The sequence below is a fragment of the Pseudomonas sp. H1_F01 genome (assembly GCF_054681425.1).
The window spans coordinates 2,042,194-2,066,236 of the sequence record NZ_CP162823.1; the positions used below are offsets into that span (position 1 = coordinate 2,042,194).

A 24,043-nucleotide genomic window follows, 5' to 3' on the forward strand; every position below is an offset into this window, starting at 1 on the left:
AGCCATGAACGATCCGCAAGGGCAACCCCAATACGAATCCATCCTGCTGCGTGTGCTGTGGATGGTGATTTACCTGCTGGTCTGGCAGGTGGCGCAATTCATCCTCGGCGCCGTGGTGCTGGTGCAGTTGATCTATCGGCTGATCTACGGCGCACCCAGTGCCAGCCTGATGAGTTTCGGCGACAGCCTGAGCCAGTTCCTGGCCCAGATCGGTCGTTTCGGCACCTTTCACAGCGACCAGAAACCCTGGCCGTTCGCGGACTGGCCGACCCCGCGCACGCCGGAAGGTGAAGCACCTCACACCGTGGCGCCGGCCCCGCATCCCGCCCGGGACGAGGAGCCGAAGCTATGAAGTTGTGGGTGTTGCGTCATGGTGAGGCGGAGCCGTACGGTGCCCGTCCGGATCCGGAGCGGGCCCTGACGGCTCACGGTCGCGAGGAAGTGTTGCGCAGTGCCGCGCAATTGATCGGCCAGCCCCTGGCCGCCATTTACGCAAGTCCCTACTTGCGCGCCCAACAGACCGCACAACTGGTGCGCGAAGCGCTGGGTTTTCAGCCTGAGCTGATCACGGTGAACTGGCTCACTCCGGACACCCGGCCGCAAAAAGTCCTGGAGCGCCTCGAGGACCAGGACAATGTGCTGCTGGTCAGTCATAACCCCTTGGTGGGCAGCTTGCTAGGCTTTCTGCAGCACGGCCATCTGCAGCACCCCGAGCAAGTGCAAACCGCCGGCCTGGCCGAGCTGGAAGGCGACATGCCGCTGGCCGGGGCGATGAAGCTCAAAGGGATCAGGCATCCCTGAGCAGATCGATTGCAGGACTGGGTAAAACAACAATCACACAGGAAGGGCAACGATGAGTCTGTGGCGCACCACCCCCAACATCGAGCAACTGAACGCCGCCGGTAAAAACACCATCAGTGAAGTGCTGGACATTCGTTTCGAGTCGTTCGACGACGAATCCCTGACCGCCAGCATGGTGGTCGATCATCGCACTCACCAGCCGTTCGGCCTGCTGCATGGCGGTGCTTCGGTGGTGTTGGCCGAAACGGTCGGGTCCATGGCGGCCTATCTCTGTGTCGATGCCAGCAAGTTCTATTGCGTGGGCCTGGAGATCAACGCCAACCATCTGCGCGGCGTGCGCAGCGGACGGGTGACCGCCACGGCCCGGATGGTCCACCTGGGCCGCACCACCCAGGTCTGGGACATTCGCCTGGTCAATGACGAGGGCAAGGTCAACTGCGTGTCGCGCCTGACCATGGCCGTGGTGCCGCTGGGCGAGCAACCGCCGGCGCGTTGATGTTCTAGCTGGACGCAATCCTGTCATGGGGTGATTTCCTGTGGGAGAAGGCTTGCCCGCGATGGCGTCGACGCGCAACACCTGATCCACCCCAGCGTCTGCATCGCGGGCGAGCCTTGCTCCCACAAGTCTCCTCGCCACATGGGGCAGTGCTTACCGCTTGATAGCCCCATAGCCCAAGCCCGACTGTCATCATTCCTGTCAGTTACGGTCATTGCCGTGCCGTCGGGTTCTGCGGACAATCTGCCCCAGTTCCCCCAATGGATCGGCTGTCATGTCGCAACAGATTTTTTTCGCCCACGCCAACGGTTTTCCCTCGGCCACCTACGGCAAACTGTTCGCCGCGCTGGCGCCGCAGTACCAGGTCGCGCATCTGGAGTTGCACGGTCATGACCCGCGTTTCCCGGTGGACGATAACTGGCACAACCTGGTGGACGAACTGATTCATCACCTGGAGCTGCAACCGGCGCCGGTGTGGGGCGTTGGTCACTCCCTGGGCGGCGTGCTGCACCTGCACGCGGCGTTGCGCTGCCCCCAGTTGTATCGCGGCGTGGTCATGCTCGATTCGCCGGTGCTGACCCGTACCGACCAGTGGGTGATCCTGGCCGCCAAGCGCCTGGGCTTCATCGACCGCCTGACACCCGCGGGCCGGACCCTGGGTCGGCGTGAGGAGTTCGCTGACCTGGAGTCCGCCCGGCAGTATTTTGCCGGCAAGACCCTGTTCCGCGGCTTTGACCCGGATTGCTTCGACGCCTACCTGCAACACGGCCTGCAACAAGTCGGCGACCGGCTGCGACTGCGCTTTGACCCTGCCACCGAAATCAGCATTTACCGCGGCGTGCCGCACACCAGCCCCGGACGGCCCCGCAAGCTCAAGGTGCCGCTGGCCGTGGTGCGCGGCCGGCAGAGTCGCGTGGTGATGCGTCATCACACCCGTTCGGTGGGGCGCATGCTCCATGGCGAATCCCTGAGCATGCCCGGCGGCCATATGTTCCCCCTCGAACGTCCACAGGACACGGCCAACCTGCTCAAGAACCTGTTCCAGCGTTGGGAAGGGCGCAGCGCATGAGTGTGGTCGAGGAAGTCCGCCTGAGCTTGCCGCACATCGAACTGGCGGCCCACCTGTTCGGGCCGGAAGACGGACTGCCGGTAATTGCCCTGCATGGTTGGCTGGACAACGCCAACAGCTTCGCCCGCCTGGCGCCCAGGCTCGAGGGCCTGCGGGTGATTGCCCTGGACATGGCCGGCCACGGTCACTCCGGGCATCGGCCGCCCGGTGCCGGTTATGCCCTCTGGGACTATGCCCACGATGTGCTGCAAGTCGCCGAACAACTGGGCTTGAAGCGTTTCGCTCTGTTGGGGCATTCCATGGGCGCCATTGTCTCGCTGGTGCTGGCCGGCTCCTTGCCGGAGCGGGTGACGCACCTGGGGCTGATCGACGGGGTGATTCCTCCGACAGCCAAAGGCGATAACGCGGCCGAGCGCATGGGCATGGCCCTGCAAGCCCAGTTGGATCTGCAGCAGAAACGCAAGCCGGTCTACAAAACCCTGGAGCGGGCCATCGAAGCGCGGATGAAGGGGCTGGTGGCGGTCAGCCGCGAGGCCGCTGAACTGTTGGCCCAGCGTGGCCTGATGCCGGTGCCCGGGGGCTATACCTGGCGCACCGACAACCGCCTGACCTTGCCATCGCCTTTGCGCCTGACCGATGAACAGGCCATGGCGTTCGTGGCGCGGGTCGCTTGTCCGGCGCATCTGGTGGTGGCGGCCGACGGCATGCTGGCCCAGCACCCGGCGTTGCTGGAGCGTCTACCCTTCAGTCATGAGCAGTTGCCCGGCGGCCATCATCTACACCTGAACGACGAGGTCGGTGCCACGCTTGTAGCAGACTGTTTCAATCGGTTCTTCACCGTTCCTTGACTTGCGGCGGGCAACTGTCGAGGCTGGGCGGGTTGAAAGGGAGACAACCATGACAGACCTCTGTTTATCAGCCTCGCGGTGCATCGACGACGCCCGTTGCGTCCAAGCGTCCCAGGCCAAGCCGACCCGATGAAATTATCCGTTCACTCACTCGTCCTGCTGGTGCTGGCCTGCTTCAGCCCGGCGTCGTTCGCCGCCGATGTGCCAGGCAGTCGCGACCTGGAGCGTGTGCCGCGCATGCCCGACGCGCAGATTGTCGATTACCGGCAGACCAGCGACCTGGAACGCGTCTACCCCATGGGCTCGATCCGCAAGATCAGCGGCCAGCTGCGCTTCGACGGCCAGGTCGATGCCCGTGGGAACGTCACGTCGGTCACCTACGAACTGCCGCCGGAACATTCCGCCACCCAGGCCTTTACCGCAGCGCGCGAAGCGTTGCAGAAACAGGGCGCCGAGCTGTTGTTCTGGTGTCAGGCCCGCGATTGCGGCGAAAGCAGCCTGTGGGCCAACGACGTCTTCGGCAACTCCAAGCTCTATGGCGCCGACAACGGCCAGGCCTTCCTGCTGCTGCGCCTGGCGCCACCGACGGACAACACACTGATTGCGCTGTATGCCATCACCCGCGGCAATCGCAAGGCCTACCTGCATGTCGAGCAGTTCGAGGCGAGCGCAGCGCTGGGGGACCTGTTGCCGACGTCGGCCACGCTGCTGCGCCAGCTCAAGGACACAGGGGTCCTGGATTTGCCGCGTCTTGCCGGTGAGCCGGACGATACCTGGTTGCGCCTGTTGTCCCGGGCGCTGAACCTGGACACGGGCTTGCGGGTCAGTATCGCCGGGCCCCGGGCCGAGGATTGGCTTGAGGCTCTGGCGGGCCAGGGCGTTCGGGCGGCGCGCATGGAGGCCGCCAGCGGCGAGGCGGCGGGATTGCATCTGGAGTTGCTGCGCTAAGCTGTTTCGGGGCGGCGGCTTTCACGCCGTTGCCTCGCTCCTGTTCATTTTTTCGAGACCCTACATGATCAATAACGATCGGCTGTTGGTGCAGATCCTGCTCCTGGTGTTGTTCGGTGCAAGCCTCTGGGTCATGGCGCCGTTCTGGTCGGCGCTGTTCTGGGGCGCGGTGCTGGCGTTCGCCAGTTGGCCGCTGATGCGCCTGCTGACCCGCTGGGTCAATGGCCGCGAATCCCTGGCGGCGGCGTTGCTGACGGTGGGTTGGATGCTGCTGGTGGCGGTGCCGCTGGTGTGGCTGGGTTTCAACCTGGCCGACCATGTGCGCGATGCCACCGCATTCATCAAGGACGCACAGGTCGACGGCCTGCCCGAAGCCCCGACCTGGTTGGCCGGTGTACCGCTGGTGGGCGAACGGCTGGTCGGCATCTGGAACAGCATCGACCAGCAGGGGGCCGCGCTGATGGTGTCCGCCAGGCCTTACCTGGGACAGGTCGGCAACTGGCTGCTGGCCCGCAGTGCGCAGATCGGTGGCGGCATACTCGAACTGACCCTGAGCATCGTGTTCGTGTTCTTTTTCTATCGCGACGGCCCGCGCCTGGCGGTGTTCGTCCACGGGTTGCTGGAGCGTCTGATCGGCGACCGCGCCGGTTACTACATCGAACTGGTGGCCGGTACGGTGCAACGGGTGGTCAACGGCGTGATTGGCACTGCGGCAGCCCAGGCCGTGCTGGCGCTGATCGGCTTCCTGATCGCCGGGGTCCCGGGGGCGCTGGTACTGGGTATCGTCACGTTCCTGTTGAGCCTGATCCCCATGGGGCCACCGCTGGTGTGGATCCCTGCCACGGCGTGGCTGGCGTGGAAGGGTGAGTACGGGATGGCGGTGTTTCTTGGCATCTGGGGCACGTTCATCATCAGTGGCGTGGACAACGTGCTCAAGCCGTACCTGATCAGCCGTGGCGGAAACCTGCCCCTGGTCATCGTGCTGCTGGGGGTGTTCGGCGGGTTGATCGCCTTCGGTTTCATCGGCCTGTTCATCGGCCCGACCCTGCTGGCGGTGGCGTATAGCCTGTTGACGGACTGGAGCAAGAGCCAGGCGCGGTAACCCACCCCAGAGGCAAGCACAAACCTTTGTGGCGAGGGGATAAATCCCCTCGCCACAAGTGAGTTTCAATCCAGGCTTGCCGGTGAATCAGGTCGCCACGTTCAGGTGTTTCCCTACAGTGGCGACGTTATCCAGCGAGTATTGCCGGCTGAGGTTGGCGATCATTCTGTTCAACGCCTCGCTGACATTGGCCTGTTCGGTGGAGCTGTCGCTGCGGCGACCGGCCTGCAAGGCGTTGTTGAATTCGTCGCTGCTGACGCCACCGCTGCTGTCGCTGTCGAGTGCTTCCATCAGCATCGCGCTGGTGTCGGTGCTCGTGGACGTACCGTTGCTGGCCTGCAAGGCGCTGCTCAGTTCGCTGGCGGTGACGGTGGCGTCGCCATCGGCATCGAGCTGGCTGAACAACTCTTCACTGGAGGCCTGTTGCGGTGGTGGCGGTGGCGCAAGGCTGGCGGCGAGTTCGTCGAGGCTGACAGTGCCGTCTTCATTCTTGTCCAACGCCGAGAACACTTGCTGGCTGTCGGCATCGCTGTCCGTGCTGGCCAGGCCGTTGCTCAACTCATCGCTGCTGACCACGCCATCACCGTCGGTGTCCAGGACGCTGAGCAGCGCATCGGCCAGTTCGGTACTCGGTGCCTGGTCGCGTGGTGGAGGAGGGGGCGGCGCCATTGCGGCCATTTCCTCGCTGCTCAGGTCACCACTGCCGTCACTGTCCAGGTCGCCAAAATTGTCGCTCAGGCTGACCAGGATGCCGTCGTCGCTTTTTTGCGACAGGGCGGTGCTCAACTCTTCCTGATTGACCGAACCGTCGCCGTCACTGTCGAGCTTGTTCAGCAGTTCCTTTTGAAACTGCTGGCTGCGGGCACTGCTGGTTGCGGTACTGCTGGTGCTGGTATAGGTCGAGTAACTGCTGACGCTACCAATCATGGGCGCTCTCCTTGGGCTGGGATAGCCGGTGAGTGCACCGGCTTATGCAGCCTCGGCGGGGTAGTTGTCGTGGGTATGTGGGGTTTGTACCGAGAGAAATACACAGCGTTCGCTCCCACAGGGGAGATAAGAGGGCTTAGAGACGAGGCAGGCTGATCACCGCCGTCAACCCGCCCCCTGGCGTCTCTTCCAGGATCAATTGCCCGCCCAGGCGTTCGGTGGCTTCCCGGGCGATGGTCATGCCCAGTCCGACGCCGCCGGAGTTGCGGTTGCGCGAGCCTTCCAGGCGAAAGAACGGTTCGAACACCGCCTCGCGTTTGTCCGCCGCGATACCGGGACCATGGTCGATGACTCGAATCAGCACCTGCTTATGTTGGTCTTCCAGGCTAATCAAGGCATGGCCGGCGTAGCGCAGGGCATTGTCGATGAGGTTGTTGAGGCACGAACGCAACGCCATCGGTTGCACCTGCAGCGGCGCGCAGGTGCCGCTGACCTGCACATCGGCGCCCTGGTCCTGGGCGTTTTCGCTCAACGATTCCACCAAGGCCTGCACGTCCATCCATTGCAGCGCTTCACTGGTGCGTTGTTCGTGCAAGTAGGTGAGGGTGGCATCGAGCATGCCGATCATATCGTCCAGGTCCTGGCGCATCTGGCCTTGCAGCTTGATGTCATCGATCTGCTCCAGGCGCAGCTTGAGCCGCGAAAGCGGCGTGCGCAGGTCATGGGACACCGCGCCGAGCATGCGCGAACGCTGCTGCACCTGCTCGAGAATCCGTTGCTGCATCAGGTTGAACGTATGGGCCGCCTGTCGCGCTTCACGGGGGCCGTTTTCATCCAGCGGCGGGCTGTCGAGGTTTTCGCTCAGGCGCTCGGCTGCATCGCTCAGGCGCTGGATGGGTCGGGTCAGGAGCTTGGCGCCATACCAGGCCGCGACGATCAGGAACACGAATTGAAAGGTCAGCGGCACCACCGGGCCGCCGAACCAGGGCCGCGCAGGACGATTAGGGGGCGGGCCGAAGCGCGGGGGGCCTTCGGCTTGTCGGGAAAATTGCGGCGGTGGCCCGGGAGGCGGTCTGTCGTAGTGAGAAAACCAGGCAAACGCCAACAGATGCGCCAGGACAATCGCCAGCAACAGCACGCCAAACAGGCGGCCGAACAGGGAGTCGAGGCGCAGTTGCATCAACCGATGTCCCGCGCGTCGAACAAGTAGCCCTCACCGCGCACGGTCTTGATCAGTTGCGGGGCCTTGGGGTCGTCGCCCAGCTTCTGGCGCAGGCGTGATACAAGCAGGTCGATGCTGCGGTCGAAGGCCTCGATGGAGCGCCCGCGAGCGGCGTCCAGCAGTTGTTCGCGGCTGAGCACTCGGCGCGGCCGTTCGATGAAGACCCACAACAGGCGGAACTCGGCATTGGACAGCGGCACCACCAGCCCATCGGCGGAGATCAGTTGGCGCAGTACGCTGTTGAGCCGCCAGTTGTCGAAACGGATATTGGCCCGCTGCTCGCTGCGGTCGTCGCGCACTCGACGCAGGATGGTCTGGATACGCGCCACCAGCTCCCTGGGTTCGAACGGCTTGGCCATGTAGTCATCGGCGCCCAGCTCCAGGCCGATGATGCGGTCGGTGGGCTCGCAGCGGGCGGTGAGCATCAGGATCGGGATGTCCGATTCGGCGCGCAGCCAGCGGCACAACTGCAAGCCATCTTCACCCGGCAGCATCAGGTCGAGCACGATCACGTCGAAGTGTTCGGCCTGCATCGCCTGGCGCATGGCCGCGCCATCGGTCACGCCGCTAGCCCTTATGCTGAAGCGGGCCAGGTAGTCGATCAGCAGCTCGCGGATCGGCACGTCGTCATCGACGATCAGCGCGCGGGTGTTCCAGCGCTTGTCATCGTCGAGCACTTTTTGATCGTCAGAATTTGCAACAGGGGTGTTCTGCATGGATGCATCATCTGCCAGGTAGGCTGCCAACCGCAAAGTAGGCGGCGAGGTTGAGCCCTCAGCATAGGCTTCGTGCCGTGAGGCGTGAAGCGCTGAAAGGACGGGTTGCGGCGGCGGACGGTAGCGTGTGGACGTGTTGTACGCATGTCATGAGTGTATCGGCTTCGACACAAAGGCCGGTATCGTCCATGCTGCAGGGGGACGATGAGATTTACCGATCATCGGGTCCCGCACGGGCGCTCGTTCCGCTACAATGCGCGCCGATTTCGACTTGCCTGAGAGCCCGCTCATGTCCGCCTGCCAGACGCCCATCATCGTCGCCCTGGATTTTCCCACCCGTGACGCCGCCCTGAAGCTGGCCGACCAGTTGGACCCCAAGCTTTGCCGGGTCAAAGTCGGCAAGGAACTGTTCACCAGTTGCGCTTCGGAAATTGTCGGGACCCTGCGCGACAAGGGATTCGAAGTGTTCCTGGACCTGAAGTTCCACGATATTCCCAACACCACCGCCATGGCCGTCAAGGCGGCTGCGGAGATGGGTGTGTGGATGGTCAACGTGCATTGCTCCGGTGGCCTGCGCATGATGGCGGCCTGCCGTGAAGTGCTGGATCAGCGCAGCGGCCCGAAACCGTTGCTGATCGGCGTGACCGTGCTGACCAGCATGGAGCGCGAGGATCTGGCCGGGATCGGCCTGGACGTCGAGCCCCAGGAGCAGGTGCTGCGGTTGGCGGCGCTGGCGGAGAAGGCCGGCCTGGACGGTCTGGTCTGTTCGGCCCTGGAGGCCAGCGCCCTGAAGGCGGCTCACCCGTCGCTGCAACTGGTGACCCCGGGGATTCGTCCGGCGGGCAGTGCCCAGGACGACCAACGTCGCATCCTGACCCCACGCCAGGCGCTGGACGCCGGTGCCGATTACCTGGTGATCGGTCGCCCGATCAGCCAGGCCGCCGACCCGGCCAAGGCGCTGGCGGCGGTCGTGGCCGAACTGGCCTGACCAAACACCGAAGATCCCCAATGTGGGAGCGAGCTTGCTCGCGATAGCGGTATGTCAGTCATATCAATGTTGACTGACACGGCCCCATCGCGAGCAAGCTCGCTCCCACAGTTGTTTTGTGTCAGACCTTCAATACCAACTTCCCGAAGTTCTCCCCACTGAACAATTTGGTCAGTGTCTCGGGGAATGTCTCCAGCCCTTCGACAATGTCTTCCTTGCTCTTGAGCTGCCCCTTGGCCATCCAGCCGGCCATTTCCTGCCCGGCGGCGGCGAACTGCGCGGCGTAGTCCATGACCACGAAGCCCTCCATGCGCGCCCGGTTGACCAGCAGCGACAGGTAGTTGGCGGGGCCTTTCACCGCTTCCTTGTTGTTGTACTGGCTGATGGCGCCGCAAATCACCACGCGGGCCTTGAGGTTCAAGCGGCTGAGCACGGCATCCAGGATGTCGCCGCCGACGTTATCGAAATACACGTCCACGCCCTTGGGGCATTCGCGCTTGAGGCCGGCGTGGACGTCTTCGTTCTTGTAGTCGATGGCGCCGTCGAAACCCAGTTCATCGACCAGGAACTTGCATTTGTCGGCTCCACCGGCGATGCCCACCACGCGACAGCCTTTTATCTTGGCGATCTGCCCGGCGATGCTGCCCACCGCACCGGCGGCCCCTGAGAGCACCACGGTCTCGCCAGCCTTGGGCGCGCCGACGTCCAGCAGGGCGAAATAGGCGGTCATGCCCGTCATGCCCAGGGCGGACAAATAACGTGGCAGCGGAGCCAGTTTCGGATCGACCTTGTAGAAACCTCTTGGCTCGCCGAGGAAATAATCCTGCACCCCCAACGCACCGTTTACGTAGTCCCCGACCGCGAACCCCGGGTTGTTCGAGGCAATTACCTGGCCGACACCCAATGCGCGCATCACCTCGCCGATGCCGACCGGCGGTATATAGGACTTGCCCTCGTTCATCCAGCCGCGCATGGCCGGGTCCAGCGACAGGTATTCGTTTTTCACCAGGATCTGGCCGGCTGCCGGTTCGCCGACCGGTACTTGCTGATAGGTGAAAGTCTCGCGGGTCGCCGCGCCTACCGGGCGTTTGGCGAGCAGGAACTGGCGATTGGTCTGGGCAGTCATGGTGGGCACTCAAGATGAATGAAGCCTTGTTGATAGACCTTCGAAGCATTTGTCGCAAGGTTTGCTGGTACAGCGAATGCAGTTCGATCCAACACAGTGATAGTTCGCCTGGGGGGCTTATCACTGGCGCCCATGAGTGCTCAAACGGCAGTTGGATAGTGCTGCCGCGTCCTCGGGACCTGTGACTAGACTGGCGGCATCTCCCGCATTCTTCGAGGAACAGACAATGAGCATGACGTTTTCCGGACAGGTCGCCGTGGTTACCGGCGCCGCCGCTGGCATCGGCAGGGCCACTGCCTTGGCGTTCGCGGCAGAGGGCCTGAAGGTGGTGGTGGCCGACCTGGACGTGGCGGGCGGCGAGGGCACGGTACAGTCGATTCGTGATTCGGGCGGCGAAGCGGTGTTCGTGCGCTGCAACGTGACGCTGGAAACCGATGTGCAGCAGCTGATGGACGAGGTGATCAAGACCTACGGTCGCCTTGACTACGCCTTCAACAACGCCGGGATCGAGATCGAGAAGGGCAAGCTGGCCGACGGTACCCTTGATGAGTTCGACGCGATCATGGGGGTCAATGTGAAGGGCGTCTGGCTGTGCATGAAGTACCAGTTGCCATTGCTGTTGGCCCAAGGCGGCGGGGCGATCGTCAACACGGCCTCGGTGGCGGGCCTGGGGGCGGCGCCGAAGATGAGCATCTATGCGGCGTCCAAGCATGCCGTGATCGGCCTGACCAAATCGGCCGCCATCGAATACGCCAAGAAGAAGATTCGCGTCAATGCAGTCTGTCCGGCGGTGATCGACACCGACATGTTCCGTCGTGCCTATGAAGCGGACCCGAAAAAAGGCGAGTTCGCCAACGCCATGCACCCGGTGGGACGTATCGGCAAAGTCGAGGAAATCGCCAGCGCCGTGCTGTATTTGTGCAGCGACGGGGCGGCTTTCACCACGGGCCATTCCCTGGCGGTGGACGGCGGCGTCACGGCGTTCTGAGGACGTGTCCCTCAGCTTGTAGGACGAAGCCCGCACTGGTTGCGGGCTTTTTCGTGTAGGGCCGAAAAAACCTCGGAACGGCCCTCAATGTGTTTCAAAGGGTGAGAATCGACGGTTTTGGCGACGTTGTCGTACATCGTCCCATAGCGGCCTGTGCTTAACTGTTTCCGGAAATAAAACAAACGCTTAGGAGCTTGGTTACTCATGGAGTTGAGAATCGACCGACAGGCCCTGGTGCCTGTCGTGCAGCAAATCGTCGACGCGCTGACCGGCTGGATCCGACAGGATGCGGTGCAACCGGGAACTCGGCTGCCATCCGTCCGTCAACTGGCGCGGGAGAACCTGCTCAGCCAGTCCAGCGTCAATGAAGCGTGTGAACGCCTGGTCGCCCAGGGCCTGTTGGCGTCCCGCCATGGTTCCAGCTTTTTTGTCGCACCACCCCCGTCGCCCGGGCCCGAGCCCAACGATCAGAATCGACAGCAGGACACGTTCGCCGACGGGGGCGACAGCTCGCAATGGGAATTGAAGCTGGGGTGTGGCGGGCTGCCCGAGAGCTGGCGCGAAAGCGATGACCTGGGCTATGCGATCCGTCAGGTCACTCGCACCGACATGGCGGGATTGTTCAACTACAGCACATCGTTGGGGCTGCCCGCCCTGCGTGAGCAACTTTCCAGGCGCTTGAAACAATTCAATATCGAGGCCGATAAAGACCTGATCCTGACCACCACCGGAGCGACCCACGGGCTGGACCTGATCGTACGGACGCTGTTGCCGCCGGGTTCCTGCGTGGTCGTGGAGAACCCCGGCTATTCAAGCCTGTTCGACCTGCTCAGGTTGCACGACATCGACATGATCGAATTGCCCAGGACCCCGCGCGGCCCGGACGTCGATGCGCTGCAAGACCTGTTGACGATGCACCGGCCCACTGCGCTGTTCGTCAACAGCGCCTGCCATAACCCGACTGGCAGCAGCCTGGCTCCGGCTGTTGCTCAACGGCTGCTGCAATTGACGAAGGAACACGGCGTACTGGTGATCGAAGACGATGCCTATGGCGATTTCCAGAGCTCGGCACGGACCCGGCTGGCGGCACTGGACCCCGAGGTGGTCTACGTGGGCAGCTTCTCGAAAACCCTGAGCAGTTCGTTGCGCGTCGGTTTCGTGGTGGCCGGGCCCTCCATCATCGCGCGCCTGAGCGAGGTCAAGGGTATTACCAGCATGGGTGGATCGCGGTTCTGTGAGTCGGTCCTTGCCTGCCTTCTGGCCAATGGTGCCTATCGCAAGTTGGTCCAGCGCCAGCGGCAGCGCCTGGGCGCCGATATGGCGGCGCTGTTGCAGGTTCTGGAAGACGCCGATTGGGAGGTCTTCGGCAAACCGGCCGGCGGGCTTTTCATCTGGGCAAGACCGCCATTGTGTGACTACGCTGGAGTACAAGGTCTGGCCAGGCGTTTCGGCGTGCTGCTGTCTTCGCGTAGCGCATTCAGCCCTTCGGGCGCCGACAGCGACTGGCTACGGATCAACGTGGCGTATGCCCGTGACCCCAGGGCGCAGGCGTTCTTCCGGGCCGCGGCTCTGGATCGACCTCTAGTGTCCTGAAAACGACGCGGCTGTAGCTTTTTGCCATTATTCCGACGCCAGCATCTTGTGCTGCAGGGCGTCTCGTTGCGAATCTGCAATCAACACACACTGGCAGAGGACTGAGCGCAATGATTTCGGCCGTGCAAGGACGTTTTGCCAACCTGGGTATGGCAAAGAAACTGGGTATCGGATTTGTCCTGGTGCTGTTGCTGACCGCGGTGGTCGCGGCCATCGGTGTCTGGTCCCTGCAGACCATCAGTTATCGCTTCGATGGCTTGAAACAGATGTCCTCCCTCAACAGCGGGTTGCTCAAGGTTCGGCTGCTGGAGCAGGAATACGCCTCGCGCTCCGATCCCAAGACGGCCGATGCCCTGCGCCAGGGCGTCGATGGACTGCTGGCCCAGGCGAACGAACTCAAGGTGCAGTCGGCTGCCAACGTGCCGGTGATGAACGACGTGGAGCAGGCGCTGGCCGCGTATCGCAAGGCGTTCGACGAATTTGTCGGGTTGAGCCAGAGCAAGGACCTGGCGCTGGAAATGGCCAGTTGGTCGGTGTCCAGCGTCGCCAATAACCTGGATGTGTTGCAGGCCGGGCTGGCGGATGACGGCGCCTATACCTTGAAAGATTCCGAGGGCAAGGAGGGGGCCGAGTTCATCGAGCAGGCCAACCAGGTCAGCGAAGTATCACGCTTGATGTTGCAGGCCATGAACGAAGCGCGGGTCCGCCTGGACCAGAGCCGCAAAGGCAATGTCGAGGGCGCCGCAGAAGGCAGCATCGAACAGGCCGAGCAGGCGATGAAACAGGCCGAAGTGCTCAAGACCACCGTCAAGGACCCCGGTTACCAGACCGTGCTGAATGAAGTGGCCGGGCATATCGCCGGGTTCAATGAACAATTGGCCGAATACACCGGCCTGCTGGCGAAGGAAAAAGTCGTCTACCAGCAACTGCACGAGCGGGCCGATCAAGTGGTGGCGCGGGTTGACCAGGCCTTCAGTGCCGAAGACCATGCCATGCAGACCGAACTGAAGAAGAATTCACTGCTGATCATCGGTTCGTCGGCCCTGGCGTTGCTGGTGGGATTGATCGCTGCGTGGGTCATAACCCGGCTGATCGTGACGCCGCTGCGCAGTGTCATTCGCGTGGCCCAGCAGATTGCGGCGGGTGACTTGAGCGCCACGGTCGAAGTGACGCGCCGGGACGAAATTGGTCAGTTGATGCAGGCGATGCAACAGATGGGCGCGGGGCTGAGCAGTATCGTCAGCGGTCTACAGGCCGGTATCGAGCAGTTGGCCAATTCGGCCCAGTCGCTGTCGGCCGTGACTGAACAGACCAACCTGGAAGTCAGCAGCCAGAAAGAGGAAACCGAGCAGGTCGCCACGGCGATGAACCAGATGACGGCGACTGTGCATGATGTGGCACGCAACGCGGAAGAAGCCGCACAAGCGGCCCAGACTGCCGACGACAAGGTCGAAAGCGGCCAGCAAGTGGTGCGTCAGAGCATGGTGCGCATCGAGCAGTTGGCCGATTCGGCCACGTCGGCCAGCTCCAGCATCGAAAGCCTCAGCGCCGAGATCCAGAACATCGGCACGGTGCTGAGTGTGATCAAGAGCGTGGCCGAGCAAACCAACCTGTTGGCGCTCAATGCCGCTATCGAGGCGGCCCGGGCCGGGGAGCAGGGCCGGGGCTTTGCGGTCGTGGCCGATGAGGTGCGGGCGTTGGCCAGGCGCACGCAACAGTCCACCGAGGAGATCGAGCGACTGGTGAGCGCCTTGCGTTCAGCGGCCCAGGCTTCCGTGCAGCAGATCCAGAGCAGCGGCGAGTTGGTGAAGATGGCGGTCAGCGATGCACTGCAGACCGAAAGCGCCTTGGGCAGTATTGCGGCGGCGGTATCACTGATCCAGCAGATGAACCAACAGATCGCGGCGGCGGCCGAGCAGCAGAGTTCGGTGGCCGAGGAGATCAATCGCAGTGTCACCAGCATTCGCGCCAGTGCCGATCAATCCTCCCTGGCGATGCGCGGCAATGCCGCTTCCAGCATCGAGCTGGCGCAGTTGGGGGTTGAGCTGAAAGGGATGGTGGGGCATTTCAAGTTGTGACAAAGACGACGCAACCCCTTGTGGCGAGGGGATAAATCCCCTCGCCACAAATGATTCGTATCCGACAATGAATCCTCAGTCGTAAACCTTCTTCTTCTTCCACTCGTCGTTGACTTCGGCGTCCTTCAGCCCTTCGGTCAACTGGTTGACCTCGCCTTCGACCGGCTGGGTGCTGGCCAGGACCTGGGCATTGGCGCGGGCCAGGAGTTTCTCCAGGTAGGCCAGTTGTTCGGCGTAGACCTGGGGTTCCTGTTGCTTGCGCAGGTACTGCACGCCGCGCTCGAAGGCCAGGCGGGCCTGCCCGGGTTGTTCTTGCTGCAGGGCTTGCTGGCCGAGGTTGTTGAAGAACTCGATGTGCAGCAGCACCAGAATGTGCCGTACTTCGCGAATCCAGCGCTTGGCTTCGTTAGGCGGCAGGAAACCGTCCTGGGCGGCGCGGGTGATCTGGCCGTGCAAGGCCTCGAGCAGAAACCGTACGTCCTTGGCCTTGGCTTCGGTCTGGATCGGTGCCGGTGGATTGTTCACCGGGATCGATTCACCCTGGGCGGCCAGTGCGCTCAACTCGTCCAGGCGTGCCTTGACCGCGGAATTGGTCTTGTCCAGGTTCAGCAAGCGCTGACAGACGTTCATCTCAAGGCGCGTCATCAACAACTTCAGGGCCGGGGTCATCAATTGCCCGGGGAAGGTTTCGGTGAGCTCGCCACAGCGACGCATGCGGTCGTTGAGTTCTACCTTGGTGCGGGCCTTTTCCAGCTTGTTGTTTTCCACCACGTGGTTCATGTAGCCAATGGCGATCAACAGGGCGATCCCGGCTACGACGAGCAGGGTGATCATGAGTGGTGTCACCGGTAAGACCTCTTTATTGTGGTACGCATGTCATGAGTGTAGTGGCTTGGCTTTTAAGCGCATAGGCCCGAGCGACGCGATTAGACGGGCGTCGTGCTGTTTATGGGAAGCATAACCGGGTGGGTGCACATTGCCATCATTTGCCGGGCGCGACTATAGCGTCTCGGCGGGTGACAGAATATAGGCGTCAGAGACCGGGCGGGCAAAATGTCCGGATCGCCTCCAAACCGGGCGAAGTCATTGATTTAAATAAATTTATATCTGGGGGTTGACGACCCTTCAATCCATCCATAGAATGCGCGCCACTTACAGCGTAAAGCACTCAGCCAAACGCTATAAGTAGTGAATGTTGTACGTGTGTCCCCTTCGTCTAGTGGCCTAGGACACCGCCCTTTCACGGCGGTAACAGGGGTTCGAGTCCCCTAGGGGACGCCAATGCGGGAATAGCTCAGTTGGTAGAGCACGACCTTGCCAAGGTCGGGGTCGCGAGTTCGAGTCTCGTTTCCCGCTCCAATTTTAAACAGCGTTGCTTTCGGGCAGGGCTGAGTGAAACCAGAACCAAGTCTTCGGAGGCGGGTCTGGGCACTGGAACACACACCATGTGTTCCGGGCAGCGTGTCCCCTTCGTCTAGTGGCCTAGGACACCGCCCTTTCACGGCGGTAACAGGGGTTCGAGTCCCCTAGGGGACGCCATTTGCGGGAATAGCTCAGTTGGTAGAGCACGACCTTGCCAAGGTCGGGGTCGCGAGTTCGAGTCTCGTTTCCCGCTCCAAATTCAAAAAAACGCCGCTCACTTGAGCGGCGTTTTTTTATGCGCGTAAAAAAGCCATTTCAATGCCCAAGGTTATGTATCCGGCGCTCAAGGGCCTTTAACCATCGATTTGCGTTGTCTGCGGGGGCTGGCGACGATTTTCCTTAATATTGAAGGGGAGGTGAGAATACTTCCTGCAAAATTTAAGGGAAAACGCTTAGGAAGATTAATAGTTCATTCCTAAAGAAATGCACTTCTCCTAACCTTCCAGTACCCATTCTGGAGATGCATTTATGCTGATTTTCGTTAAATCGATGGTCATTGGGCTGTGCATTGCAGCCCCTGTAGGACCCATTGGGCTGTTGTGCATACAGCGAAGTCTGATGCTTGGGTGGAGAGCCGGTTTCGCGACGGGATTGGGCGCGGCCACAGCCGATTCGATCTATGGATTCATCGGTGCCCTGGGTGTCACGGCCATCATTGCGACGCTCATCAGCTTCAAACCCTGGTTGTGTATCTTTGGAGGGCTGTTCCTCGCCTACATTGGCTATCAGACAATACGATCGAAGGGCGGCTCGACGGCCATGGCGGGCGAGCGGGCCAATATGTTCAAAGCCTACTCGACCACGCTGTTCCTGACGCTGTCCAACCCCATGACCATCTTGTCGTTTATCGCGATATTTGCCGCATTGAGTGACGGCATGGCCAGTGACCAAGGCGGCCAGCACGCCTTGCTGCCGATGGTGACCGGTATCTTCCTGGGCTCGGCTGCCTGGTGGCTGGGGTTGAGTGGGTTCTCCTCCATTTTCAAGGCGCGGATTGCCGAATCAAAGCTCAGGCTGATCAACTACTTTTCAGGGGCAACCATCACCATCCTGGGAGCCTACCAGGTCGCCACTGGCGTCATGCTCGCCACGGGAACCTGACCTGGAGCTTATGCCTCGCTGAGCGAGGCATAAGCCTGGTATCTCCCCTGCGTTGCATGGGGACGTTTTATTGCAGTCTGAACTCGACGTACGCCCTGAAACGGCCTATCGCCTGGGTGATTTGCGAGGCGGTTGCATTGCTGAACGACAGCCTGACCTGGGTGGTGGCCTCATTCATCAGCGAAAACAAGGTGGTGGGAAATACAATCACCTTGAACAGCCTGGCGCACTCGCGCATTTCAGAATATCCAAAGACGAAAGGCAGCTGCACATTGATGAAGAAGCCGCCTGCCGGATGATTCCAGCTGACCGCTCTTTGAGCGCCGATCCTGAATGGAAATTCGCGCTCAAGGCATTCAAGCATGTGATTTCTTTTCTTTGTATAAGACAGCACCCTGGGTTGGTTCAGTCCTTTCAACGAGTAGTTGTGCTCGATCAGCAGGCCTGCGACAACCGCTTGGCACAAGGCAGGGGTGTTCACCGTGATCAGGCTTTTGGCTTTGCACAATCGGCTGCTGAAGGACATGACCCCAGTGCCCTCTGGGGCGACCACATAGCCCATGCGCAAGCCCGGGAAAATCGATTTGGCAAACGAGCCCAGCAAGAACACTCGGCGGCTATCGATGGACTTCATGGACGCAATGGCATCGCCTTCGTACCTGAAGTAGCGGTAGGCAGTGTCTTCGAGGATGAAAAAGTTCTTTTCATCGGCCAGGGAGAGCATGGCTCTTCTGTTGTCATGGGAAAGGCTGTCGGCGGTAGGATTGCTGAAATCAGGAATCGCATAAAGCGCCTTGATTCTTTCACCTCTGGATTCCAGCGCTTCAATGAGCCTGCGCAGGGCGATCGGATCAAGAAAGGTCGTCATGGGGACGGGGACTATTTTTATACCCAGCAGTTTTGCGATACCCGTGATGCCGGAAAACACCGGGTCAGGTACCAATAAAACCCCACTGCCTTCAAAAATGGACAGGAGCGTCAAGGTGCAGGCTTCTTGAAAGCCCATGCACACCACAATGCTTTCAGGGTCGGAAACGTTGATCGCTTCATCCACCTGCAAATGGCTGGCGATTATTTCATTGATGATTCCAGAGGTTTTTCCATACTGGCAGAGCAGCGTCGCAAGTGACTGTTCGGTGCCGGCAACGTGATCTTTGTATTGGGCCAGGCCCCTGTCGATGAGCGAAGGGTCGCACTGCTCATCATCGGGTCGACCGGAGGCCAGTGAAATGGCCTCCGGGTTCTCTTGGGCAATGGAGTTCAGTAGGTGGATGACGTTCAGGATGGGGTCGTCGAATATCGTGCTTTCGAATGCGCTGGACACTTTCGCTTCTCCATAAAAAGCAACGAGCCATTGAAGGCCCGTTGCTCATGATCAACACCCGCTACGCAGGATCGAGTGAGCGTTCTTGATCGACCTGCCTCTCCATGGCTTCGAATGCCTGCAGCAGGTCGTCCTTGAGGTCATCCAGGTCCTCCAGGCCAAAGCACAATCGAACCAGGCCTTTTTCGATGCCCATGTCCGCTTTTTCCTGATCTGTCATCGAGGCATGGCTGCCACTGAAGGGCTGGGCAACCATTGATGTCACGCAGGCCATTCCAGTGCCCGTGCCAAACCATTTGAGCGTGCTGGTGAACGTTTTGTAGAAGGGAACCAGGTCGGGCCGAATATCAACAAACACAATGCCGCCGTAACCGGTCAGTTGTTTGCCATCGACGCGTGGATAATAGACATGCTCAATAAAAGGCAGCTCGCGCAGATAGTTGAGCATGCTTGCTGTCGTCTGGCTGTGCTTTTCCATGCGCAGGTTGAACGTCTGCATGCTTCTGCGAAGCAGCCATGCGCTATTGGGCGTTAATATCGTGCCTGAATAAAAGCGACCCTCAAGCAGGCGGTTGTAAATCATTTCGCTGTTGACCAGAACCAGGCCACCCATGACATCGCTATGCCCGGAGAAGTATTTGGTTGCGCTGTACAGTGAAATGTCGGCGCCAAAATTCAACGGCTTCTGAAATATCGGCGTGGCCCAGGTGTTGTCAACCACCACCAGTGCTTGCGGGTTGTTTTGCTTGACGGCCCGGCTGACCGCATGAATATCGATGTCTTTCAGGAACGGGTTGGTCGGTGTTTCGAAAATGACCATGTCGACGTTCGCCGGCAAGGCATTCAACCCATCTTGTGTGGTGAGATCCAGAATCGTCAGGTGTGCGCCGATACGTGCCGCATAGCGCTGGAACAATTTATAAGAGCAGCCATAGATGTATTTGTTGATGACCAGCGAAGCACCCGGTTTCAACAGTTCCAACACCATGTAGATGGCGCTCATCCCGGTGCTGTAGGCCAGGGCATATTCGCTGCCCTCCAGGGACGCGACAACCTGTTCCAATTCGGTCACATTGGGATTGGCCTTCCTTGAGTAGAAGAAGGCCGAATCGGCGCTGAAGGCGCTGCACTGATAAATAGGAGTGACCGAAGGACGCGCGTCCCGGTCATCGACCTTGATATGAAGTATTTCAGTGGACACTTTCATGCTTGGCTGACCAGTTTGATGACCTGTTCATACATGTTCTGCTTGCCCTCGTAACCAATGGTCGGGGTAATGTCGTTTTGCGAAATACCAATCTCTTCAATCGACTCCGTGGGGAAGTGAGCCCTGTCGAATACTTCATGAAGGTTCGAGTTCACTCCGTTGGGGAGCCAGACCTCAGGACCGGTTTCATCGATGCGTGCCTTGGCAATAATGAATCGATAGCTTTCATGCGGCCGCAGCGTCAGTGATTTCCAATCGCTGTTGTGCCCGTCCGTATAGTTGCGCCGCAGGTAGACGGTCTGTTCGAAATCTTCGGTATTGAGCACTTGGGCGTGCAGCGACACGATATCCCCATGCCACTCGAACTTGCGTTTCTCGTAAGCGCTCAGCGCGTCCTCTCGCAGCTCGACTGGAGCGTTCGCCTGGTGTTCGCCCAGTAATTTGAAATGCGCATCGTGCCCGCATCGAGAGCAGCAACCCTTGCTGTCCAGCCCGATGATTTCAGCGTTCAAGCCGTAGCGGGTGACGAGCAGGGCGTTACAGTTGTTGCAACTGGTGTTGGTTCCCTCGACATCATTCACGTTGCCCAGGTAGACATGCTCAACGCCCATGCTGCGAGCTACGTCCCGAGCCTTCAGCAGCCGGTCCACAGGGGTGCGGATGCTGTTGCTCATTTTGTAATCAGGGTGGAACCTGACGAAGTGCAGCGGCACATTCGGGCCCAGCTCATCCAATACCCACTGGCTGATTTTCCGGGCCGTTTCCTCGTCGTCGCTGATGTCGGTCACCATCAAGGTGCTGACCTCGACATATTTGCCGGCGTCATAGACCTTCTTGATGCCCGCGAGGACCGGTTCTACCCAGCCGGTCGTGACCTTGCGGTAGTATTCCGGGGAAATGGATTTCAGCGAAATCGAGAAAATATCGATGACCGGCAGTAATTCATCGATGGCTTCTTCACTGATAAAGAACGCCGATTTATACAGGTTGATCAGGCCCGCTTCCTTGGCCAGCTTTGCCGTGTCGAGGATGAATTCATGCCAGACAACGGGATCGTTATACGTCCAGGAAATGACGCGTATTCCGTGCTTGAGTGCGGTTTCCACAACTTGTTCAGGGGTGTAGTAGTAAACGTCTTTGTCGGTGACGTACTTGGCTTGCGAGGTCTTCCAGTTGTGGCAATAACCGCAGTTGAGCATGCAGCCGATATTGCCCAGGGACAGGATCCGCTCTCCAGGCGCAAAGTGGAAAACGGCTTCGGTCTCAATCGTTTCTTCCGTGCTGTGAACGCCTTTGCCGTAGTTCAATGTAACGAGTCGGCCGCCACGGTTTCCGCGCACTTTGCAAAAACCTACCTTGCCCTCCTGTATGACACAGTTTCGCGGGGAAAGATGACACTTGACGACGCCCCCTGGGAGTATTTCTTCCAGTTTTGCCGGGCTGCTTTCCAAGGTCCAGTTCTTATTTTTTGTAGTGTCCATCTTTCTCACTCCTCATCACGGAAGTTGCTGTCAATATCATCGGTTGAAAAAGTCGAGGCGAAACAATCCCGTCGCCATGAATGGCAATCATCTTTATGGGTATTAGTAGGCGGATGAAGCGCGAATCAATCCATGGTTCTTGAGTGAAAAGCGCTTGGCATTCATGTTCATGAAGGGTTGGATAAGCGGGCCGATCACTAACAGGAATGCAATCGTTCCCACGCCGAATGGGCCGCCTAAAAGCCAGCCGCTCGAAAAGATGCCGATTTCAATGATCATTTTGGCTTTGGTGAATGACCAGCCCCACTTGGAAACCATGGTCAGTACCACGAGGTCCATGATTCTGATTCCAATACCGCTCATGATGATCAACGCGGAGGAATAGGCACATAACATCAGCCCCGTCGCCAATAACGTGTACTCATTCATTCTCGCGATCAAATACTCTCCGAGCCCCAGCCATGACCAGAGATCAATCAACAGACCGGTCAGTGTTGTTGTAATAAAGGGGCTTATCGGCGGGTATTTTTTGTTCCAGAGCATCCACCATGTCAGGAAGAAGAGGGACACGATAGCTGAACAGATGCCCATGCCCAGCATAAATATTTTATCGATCGAGATGATCAAGACGTCTAGTGGGTCGGTGCCCAGTTGACTGATGATGAAACACTTGGCACCCAGCGAAAAGAGACCGACACCCATCAAGTACATCAGGATCTGGTCCTTCTTGAATCGTCGCAGATTTAGCACTTGCGTGCCAATGTGCTGGGTGAAAGAGTATGACTTTTTTTCACACTTTATCTTTTCATCTTCCATGCGAACACCATCCCTGGAGAGAATATTTTATTATGAGTGCGTCACGCTAAAGAGCAGGGCTATTGATTGCCCTCAGGCTTTCAGGCTGGAAATAGACTAGCGCTCTGCTTTATTTTGGTGCATGTTTTTTTTAATGAAAAACGCGGGCTTTTCATTAAAATTTATACTTTTAACCGGGGAAAACGCACATGGATCGTATAGACGTCAAAATCCTGGGTAAGGTACAGGACTGTGGTCGCATTTCCATCACAGAGCTTTCCAAGCACGCAGGTCTTTCTATTCCTGCCACCAATGACAGGTTGCGTAAACTTGAAGACTCAGGGGTGATCAAGGGCTATTGCGCTCAGTTAGATCCAACCAAACTGGGGTACGGCATATCAGCTGTCGTCGGCATCACCACTCTCAAGCCGGCGAAGTCCAAATTAATAGCAACGCTCACCGACATACCCGAAGTCGTAGAGTGCCTGCACATCACCGGAAACGACTCCTATCTGATCCGGATCTACGCCAGATCCATGGCTGAGATCGAGGACATCATTGCGAAAATCAACGCGTACGGAGAGACGCGTACCAGCATTGTCCTGTCCATTCCTATCGAGAGAAGAAAGCTCGCCCCATGAGCCTGGGTGCTGCGCACTGACTACGTACTTTGCTGAACAAACATGGCTCACCCCTCAAGGCTGTGCACCAGGTTTTCAATCGCTTCCAGAGCCGCCTCATCCGGAGGTGGCGGTGCAGGGTTTGCGCTGCGCATCTGGTACGCAAGACGGTACTCACTGGGGGTGCAACTGGCGTATTGCTTGAAGGCGCGGGCGAAGTAGGACGGGTCCTTGAAACCTGCCTCGTAGCCGATGCTGGTGATGGGCATCTGGCTGTTATCGAGCAGTTCCTTGGCAAAGCTCATGCGTTTGTTCAGCACGTAGTCGGTGAAGCCGAGCCCGTTGGCCTCCTTGAACACCCGGCTGAAGCGAAATGTGGTCATGCCGCAGCGCTTGGCCAGATCGCGCTGATCGATGCTTTCGCGAAAATGCTGGTCGATGTACAGCATGATGTGGCTGAGGGCCTGGTGTTTCTGGTGCCCGGAGGTCAGGCGGATACTGTCCGGCAGGGTCGGGGAGTGGTCGATCTGCGAGGTCTTGCCCCGGCCACTGGTATTGCGACGCAGTTCGCACAGTTGCACCACGGCCGTCAGGTAGCGCTTTCTCTCGGCGGTAGACAAGGGCACCACCATGTATTCCCAGACGCTGGAGCGCATGGCCCACACCGCCAGTTCTTCGGAGTGCTGCACGGTGAACATGGTGATGGGGGTGGCAGGAACGGTCCGCTTGATCTCCAACAGGCGCCGCAGGCCCGGCGTGTCCGGGCGATCGAAGTGGATGCAGATCATGTCGACCTGTTCCCCGCCGGGCAGCATGGCGTTCTTTGCCAGCGTGCAGTCGCAGGTGTCCTGGAACTGGGAGACGAGTTCCTTGGTGGACCGATCGTGAGTCAGATCGAACCATAACAGCTTTGGTTTTTCAGTCAGACTTGGCGCCATAGGACGACTACCCAGAGGTTCTTTCTGCCCTTTAGCTAGCAGTATTGTCACAGTGCTATCACTTCGCCGAATAATTTTTTATAAAAAACCGATCTTTTAGCGCCGTCCCCGCCATGCGCCGCTTGCAAGCACCCGCTTGTGCTGCCGCACGGGATGGATTTCCCCGATTCGAGTCATTTTCCATTCCCGCAAAAAAATCCTAGCGATGTGCAAAATCCTCCTAACGGCTATGACCACCTGCTGACTAGGGTTG

The 24,043-nt window shown here is 59.6% G+C and carries 23 protein-coding genes, 4 tRNA genes and 1 pseudogene; 18 read left to right on the forward strand and 10 right to left on the reverse strand.

The genetic code is table 11. From position 1 onward, the window contains the following. Positions 1-4: 4 nt before the first annotated feature. The 7 genes from AB4O09_RS09385 (at position 5) to AB4O09_RS09415 (ending at position 5,264) form a co-directional block, all read left to right on the forward strand. Positions 5-352: a DUF4389 domain-containing protein gene (locus AB4O09_RS09385; RefSeq protein WP_038856298.1), complete on the forward strand. Its 348-nt coding sequence runs from the start codon at positions 5-7 to the stop codon at positions 350-352. After that, the gene (gene sixA, locus AB4O09_RS09390) at positions 349-801 is read left to right on the forward strand and encodes a phosphohistidine phosphatase SixA (protein ID WP_003204390.1); all 453 of its coding nucleotides are present in this window, start codon (positions 349-351) and stop codon (positions 799-801) included. The genes AB4O09_RS09385 and sixA overlap by 4 nt, the downstream gene beginning before the upstream one ends. Before the next feature lie 52 nt (positions 802-853). Beyond that, on the forward strand, positions 854-1,297 hold the full coding sequence (locus AB4O09_RS09395) for a hotdog fold thioesterase (RefSeq protein ID WP_003204388.1): 444 nt from the start codon (positions 854-856) through the stop codon (positions 1,295-1,297). Between the two features lie 274 nt (positions 1,298-1,571). After that, entirely contained in the window at positions 1,572-2,366 is a 795-nt protein-coding gene (locus AB4O09_RS09400) for an alpha/beta fold hydrolase (protein WP_003204386.1), read from the forward strand. Then, positions 2,363-3,214, forward strand: coding sequence for an alpha/beta hydrolase (locus tag AB4O09_RS09405; protein WP_003204383.1), 852 nt, complete (start codon positions 2,363-2,365; stop codon positions 3,212-3,214). The genes AB4O09_RS09400 and AB4O09_RS09405 overlap by 4 nt, the downstream gene beginning before the upstream one ends. Before the next feature lie 129 nt (positions 3,215-3,343). Then, positions 3,344-4,162: a DUF4892 domain-containing protein gene (locus AB4O09_RS09410; protein ID WP_003204380.1), complete on the forward strand. Its 819-nt coding sequence runs from the start codon at positions 3,344-3,346 to the stop codon at positions 4,160-4,162. A 64-nt stretch (positions 4,163-4,226) separates the two neighbouring features. Next, complete coding sequence (locus AB4O09_RS09415; RefSeq protein WP_003204378.1) at positions 4,227-5,264, forward strand: AI-2E family transporter; 1,038 nt, start codon at positions 4,227-4,229, stop codon at positions 5,262-5,264. Positions 5,265-5,351: 87 nt separating this feature from the next. Here AB4O09_RS09415 and xopAW read toward each other — a convergent pair whose 3' ends face one another. From xopAW to AB4O09_RS09430, 3 genes are all read right to left on the reverse strand, one after another. Further along, positions 5,352-6,191, reverse strand: coding sequence for an EF-hand domain-containing protein (gene xopAW, locus AB4O09_RS09420; protein WP_013694024.1), 840 nt, complete (start codon positions 6,189-6,191; stop codon positions 5,352-5,354). A gap of 136 nt (positions 6,192-6,327) precedes the next feature. Further along, positions 6,328-7,371, reverse strand: a complete 1,044-nt coding sequence (locus tag AB4O09_RS09425) for a sensor histidine kinase (protein ID WP_003204373.1) — start codon at positions 7,369-7,371, stop codon at positions 6,328-6,330. Further along, positions 7,371-8,129, reverse strand: coding sequence for a response regulator (locus AB4O09_RS09430; RefSeq protein WP_003204371.1), 759 nt, complete (start codon positions 8,127-8,129; stop codon positions 7,371-7,373). Before AB4O09_RS09430 ends, AB4O09_RS09425 begins: the two co-directional genes overlap by 1 nt. Before the next feature lie 289 nt (positions 8,130-8,418). Between AB4O09_RS09430 and pyrF the strand changes: the two genes are divergently transcribed. After that, entirely contained in the window at positions 8,419-9,117 is a 699-nt protein-coding gene (pyrF, locus tag AB4O09_RS09435) for an orotidine-5'-phosphate decarboxylase (RefSeq protein WP_003204369.1), read from the forward strand. Between the two features lie 121 nt (positions 9,118-9,238). Here pyrF and AB4O09_RS09440 read toward each other — a convergent pair whose 3' ends face one another. Continuing rightward, positions 9,239-10,243, reverse strand: a complete 1,005-nt coding sequence (locus tag AB4O09_RS09440) for an NADP-dependent oxidoreductase (RefSeq protein ID WP_003204366.1) — start codon at positions 10,241-10,243, stop codon at positions 9,239-9,241. Between the two features lie 226 nt (positions 10,244-10,469). Here AB4O09_RS09440 and AB4O09_RS09445 point away from each other — a divergent pair, with 226 nt between their 5' ends. The 4 genes and pseudogenes from AB4O09_RS09445 to AB4O09_RS09460 all read left to right on the forward strand — a co-directional run bounded on the left by AB4O09_RS09445 (position 10,470) and on the right by AB4O09_RS09460 (position 14,902). Continuing rightward, positions 10,470-11,231 (forward strand): SDR family oxidoreductase, encoded by a 762-nt coding sequence (locus AB4O09_RS09445; protein WP_003204364.1) that lies wholly within the window; start codon positions 10,470-10,472, stop codon positions 11,229-11,231. Between the two features lie 204 nt (positions 11,232-11,435). Beyond that, positions 11,436-12,824, forward strand: coding sequence for an aminotransferase-like domain-containing protein (locus tag AB4O09_RS09450; protein ID WP_003204362.1), 1,389 nt, complete (start codon positions 11,436-11,438; stop codon positions 12,822-12,824). A 992-nt stretch (positions 12,825-13,816) separates the two neighbouring features. After that, positions 13,817-14,041: pseudogene (locus tag AB4O09_RS09455) on the forward strand (HAMP domain-containing protein); the annotation flags it as partial. After that, positions 14,039-14,902: a methyl-accepting chemotaxis protein gene (locus AB4O09_RS09460; RefSeq protein WP_371103551.1), complete on the forward strand. Its 864-nt coding sequence runs from the start codon at positions 14,039-14,041 to the stop codon at positions 14,900-14,902. The pseudogene AB4O09_RS09455 and the gene AB4O09_RS09460, both read left to right, overlap by 3 nt. 75 nt (positions 14,903-14,977) lie before the next feature. On the opposite strand, the gene AB4O09_RS09465 is transcribed toward AB4O09_RS09460, so the two are convergent. Then, on the reverse strand, positions 14,978-15,736 hold the full coding sequence (locus AB4O09_RS09465; protein ID WP_003204357.1) for a hypothetical protein: 759 nt from the start codon (positions 15,734-15,736) through the stop codon (positions 14,978-14,980). A 371-nt stretch (positions 15,737-16,107) separates the two neighbouring features. Here AB4O09_RS09465 and AB4O09_RS09470 point away from each other — a divergent pair. The 5 genes from AB4O09_RS09470 to AB4O09_RS09490 all read left to right on the forward strand — a co-directional run bounded on the left by AB4O09_RS09470 (position 16,108) and on the right by AB4O09_RS09490 (position 17,425). Then, positions 16,108-16,183 (forward strand) — tRNA-Glu (locus AB4O09_RS09470). A 2-nt stretch (positions 16,184-16,185) separates the two neighbouring features. Continuing rightward, positions 16,186-16,261, forward strand: a tRNA-Gly gene (locus tag AB4O09_RS09475). Positions 16,262-16,365: 104 nt separating this feature from the next. Continuing rightward, positions 16,366-16,441: transfer RNA gene (locus tag AB4O09_RS09480), tRNA-Glu, on the forward strand. A 3-nt stretch (positions 16,442-16,444) separates the two neighbouring features. Next, a tRNA-Gly gene (locus tag AB4O09_RS09485) sits at positions 16,445-16,520 on the forward strand. Positions 16,521-16,792: 272 nt separating this feature from the next. Beyond that, a complete protein-coding gene (locus tag AB4O09_RS09490; protein ID WP_003204356.1) occupies positions 16,793-17,425 on the forward strand; it encodes a LysE family translocator in 633 nt (210 codons plus the stop codon). Between the two features lie 67 nt (positions 17,426-17,492). Here the strand turns inward: AB4O09_RS09490 and AB4O09_RS09495 are convergent, their stop codons facing one another. From AB4O09_RS09495 to AB4O09_RS09510, 4 genes are all read right to left on the reverse strand, one after another. Next, positions 17,493-18,749 (reverse strand): aminotransferase-like domain-containing protein, encoded by a 1,257-nt coding sequence (locus AB4O09_RS09495; protein ID WP_003204353.1) that lies wholly within the window; start codon positions 18,747-18,749, stop codon positions 17,493-17,495. Between the two features lie 61 nt (positions 18,750-18,810). Continuing rightward, a complete protein-coding gene (locus tag AB4O09_RS09500) occupies positions 18,811-19,956 on the reverse strand; it encodes a PLP-dependent transferase (protein WP_003204351.1) in 1,146 nt (381 codons plus the stop codon). After that, positions 19,953-21,437, reverse strand: a complete 1,485-nt coding sequence (gene amrS, locus AB4O09_RS09505) for an AmmeMemoRadiSam system radical SAM enzyme (protein ID WP_003204349.1) — start codon at positions 21,435-21,437, stop codon at positions 19,953-19,955. The genes AB4O09_RS09500 and amrS overlap by 4 nt, the downstream gene beginning before the upstream one ends. Before the next feature lie 102 nt (positions 21,438-21,539). Continuing rightward, positions 21,540-22,253, reverse strand: a complete 714-nt coding sequence (locus AB4O09_RS09510; protein WP_003204348.1) for a YczE/YyaS/YitT family protein — start codon at positions 22,251-22,253, stop codon at positions 21,540-21,542. A gap of 188 nt (positions 22,254-22,441) precedes the next feature. Between AB4O09_RS09510 and AB4O09_RS09515 the strand changes: the two genes are divergently transcribed. After that, a complete protein-coding gene (locus AB4O09_RS09515) occupies positions 22,442-22,873 on the forward strand; it encodes an Lrp/AsnC family transcriptional regulator (protein ID WP_003204346.1) in 432 nt (143 codons plus the stop codon). Positions 22,874-22,920: 47 nt separating this feature from the next. Here the strand turns inward: AB4O09_RS09515 and AB4O09_RS09520 are convergent, their stop codons facing one another. Next, the gene (locus AB4O09_RS09520; RefSeq protein ID WP_028237399.1) at positions 22,921-23,790 is read right to left on the reverse strand and encodes a response regulator transcription factor; all 870 of its coding nucleotides are present in this window, start codon (positions 23,788-23,790) and stop codon (positions 22,921-22,923) included. Between the last annotated feature and the right edge of the window lie 253 nt (positions 23,791-24,043).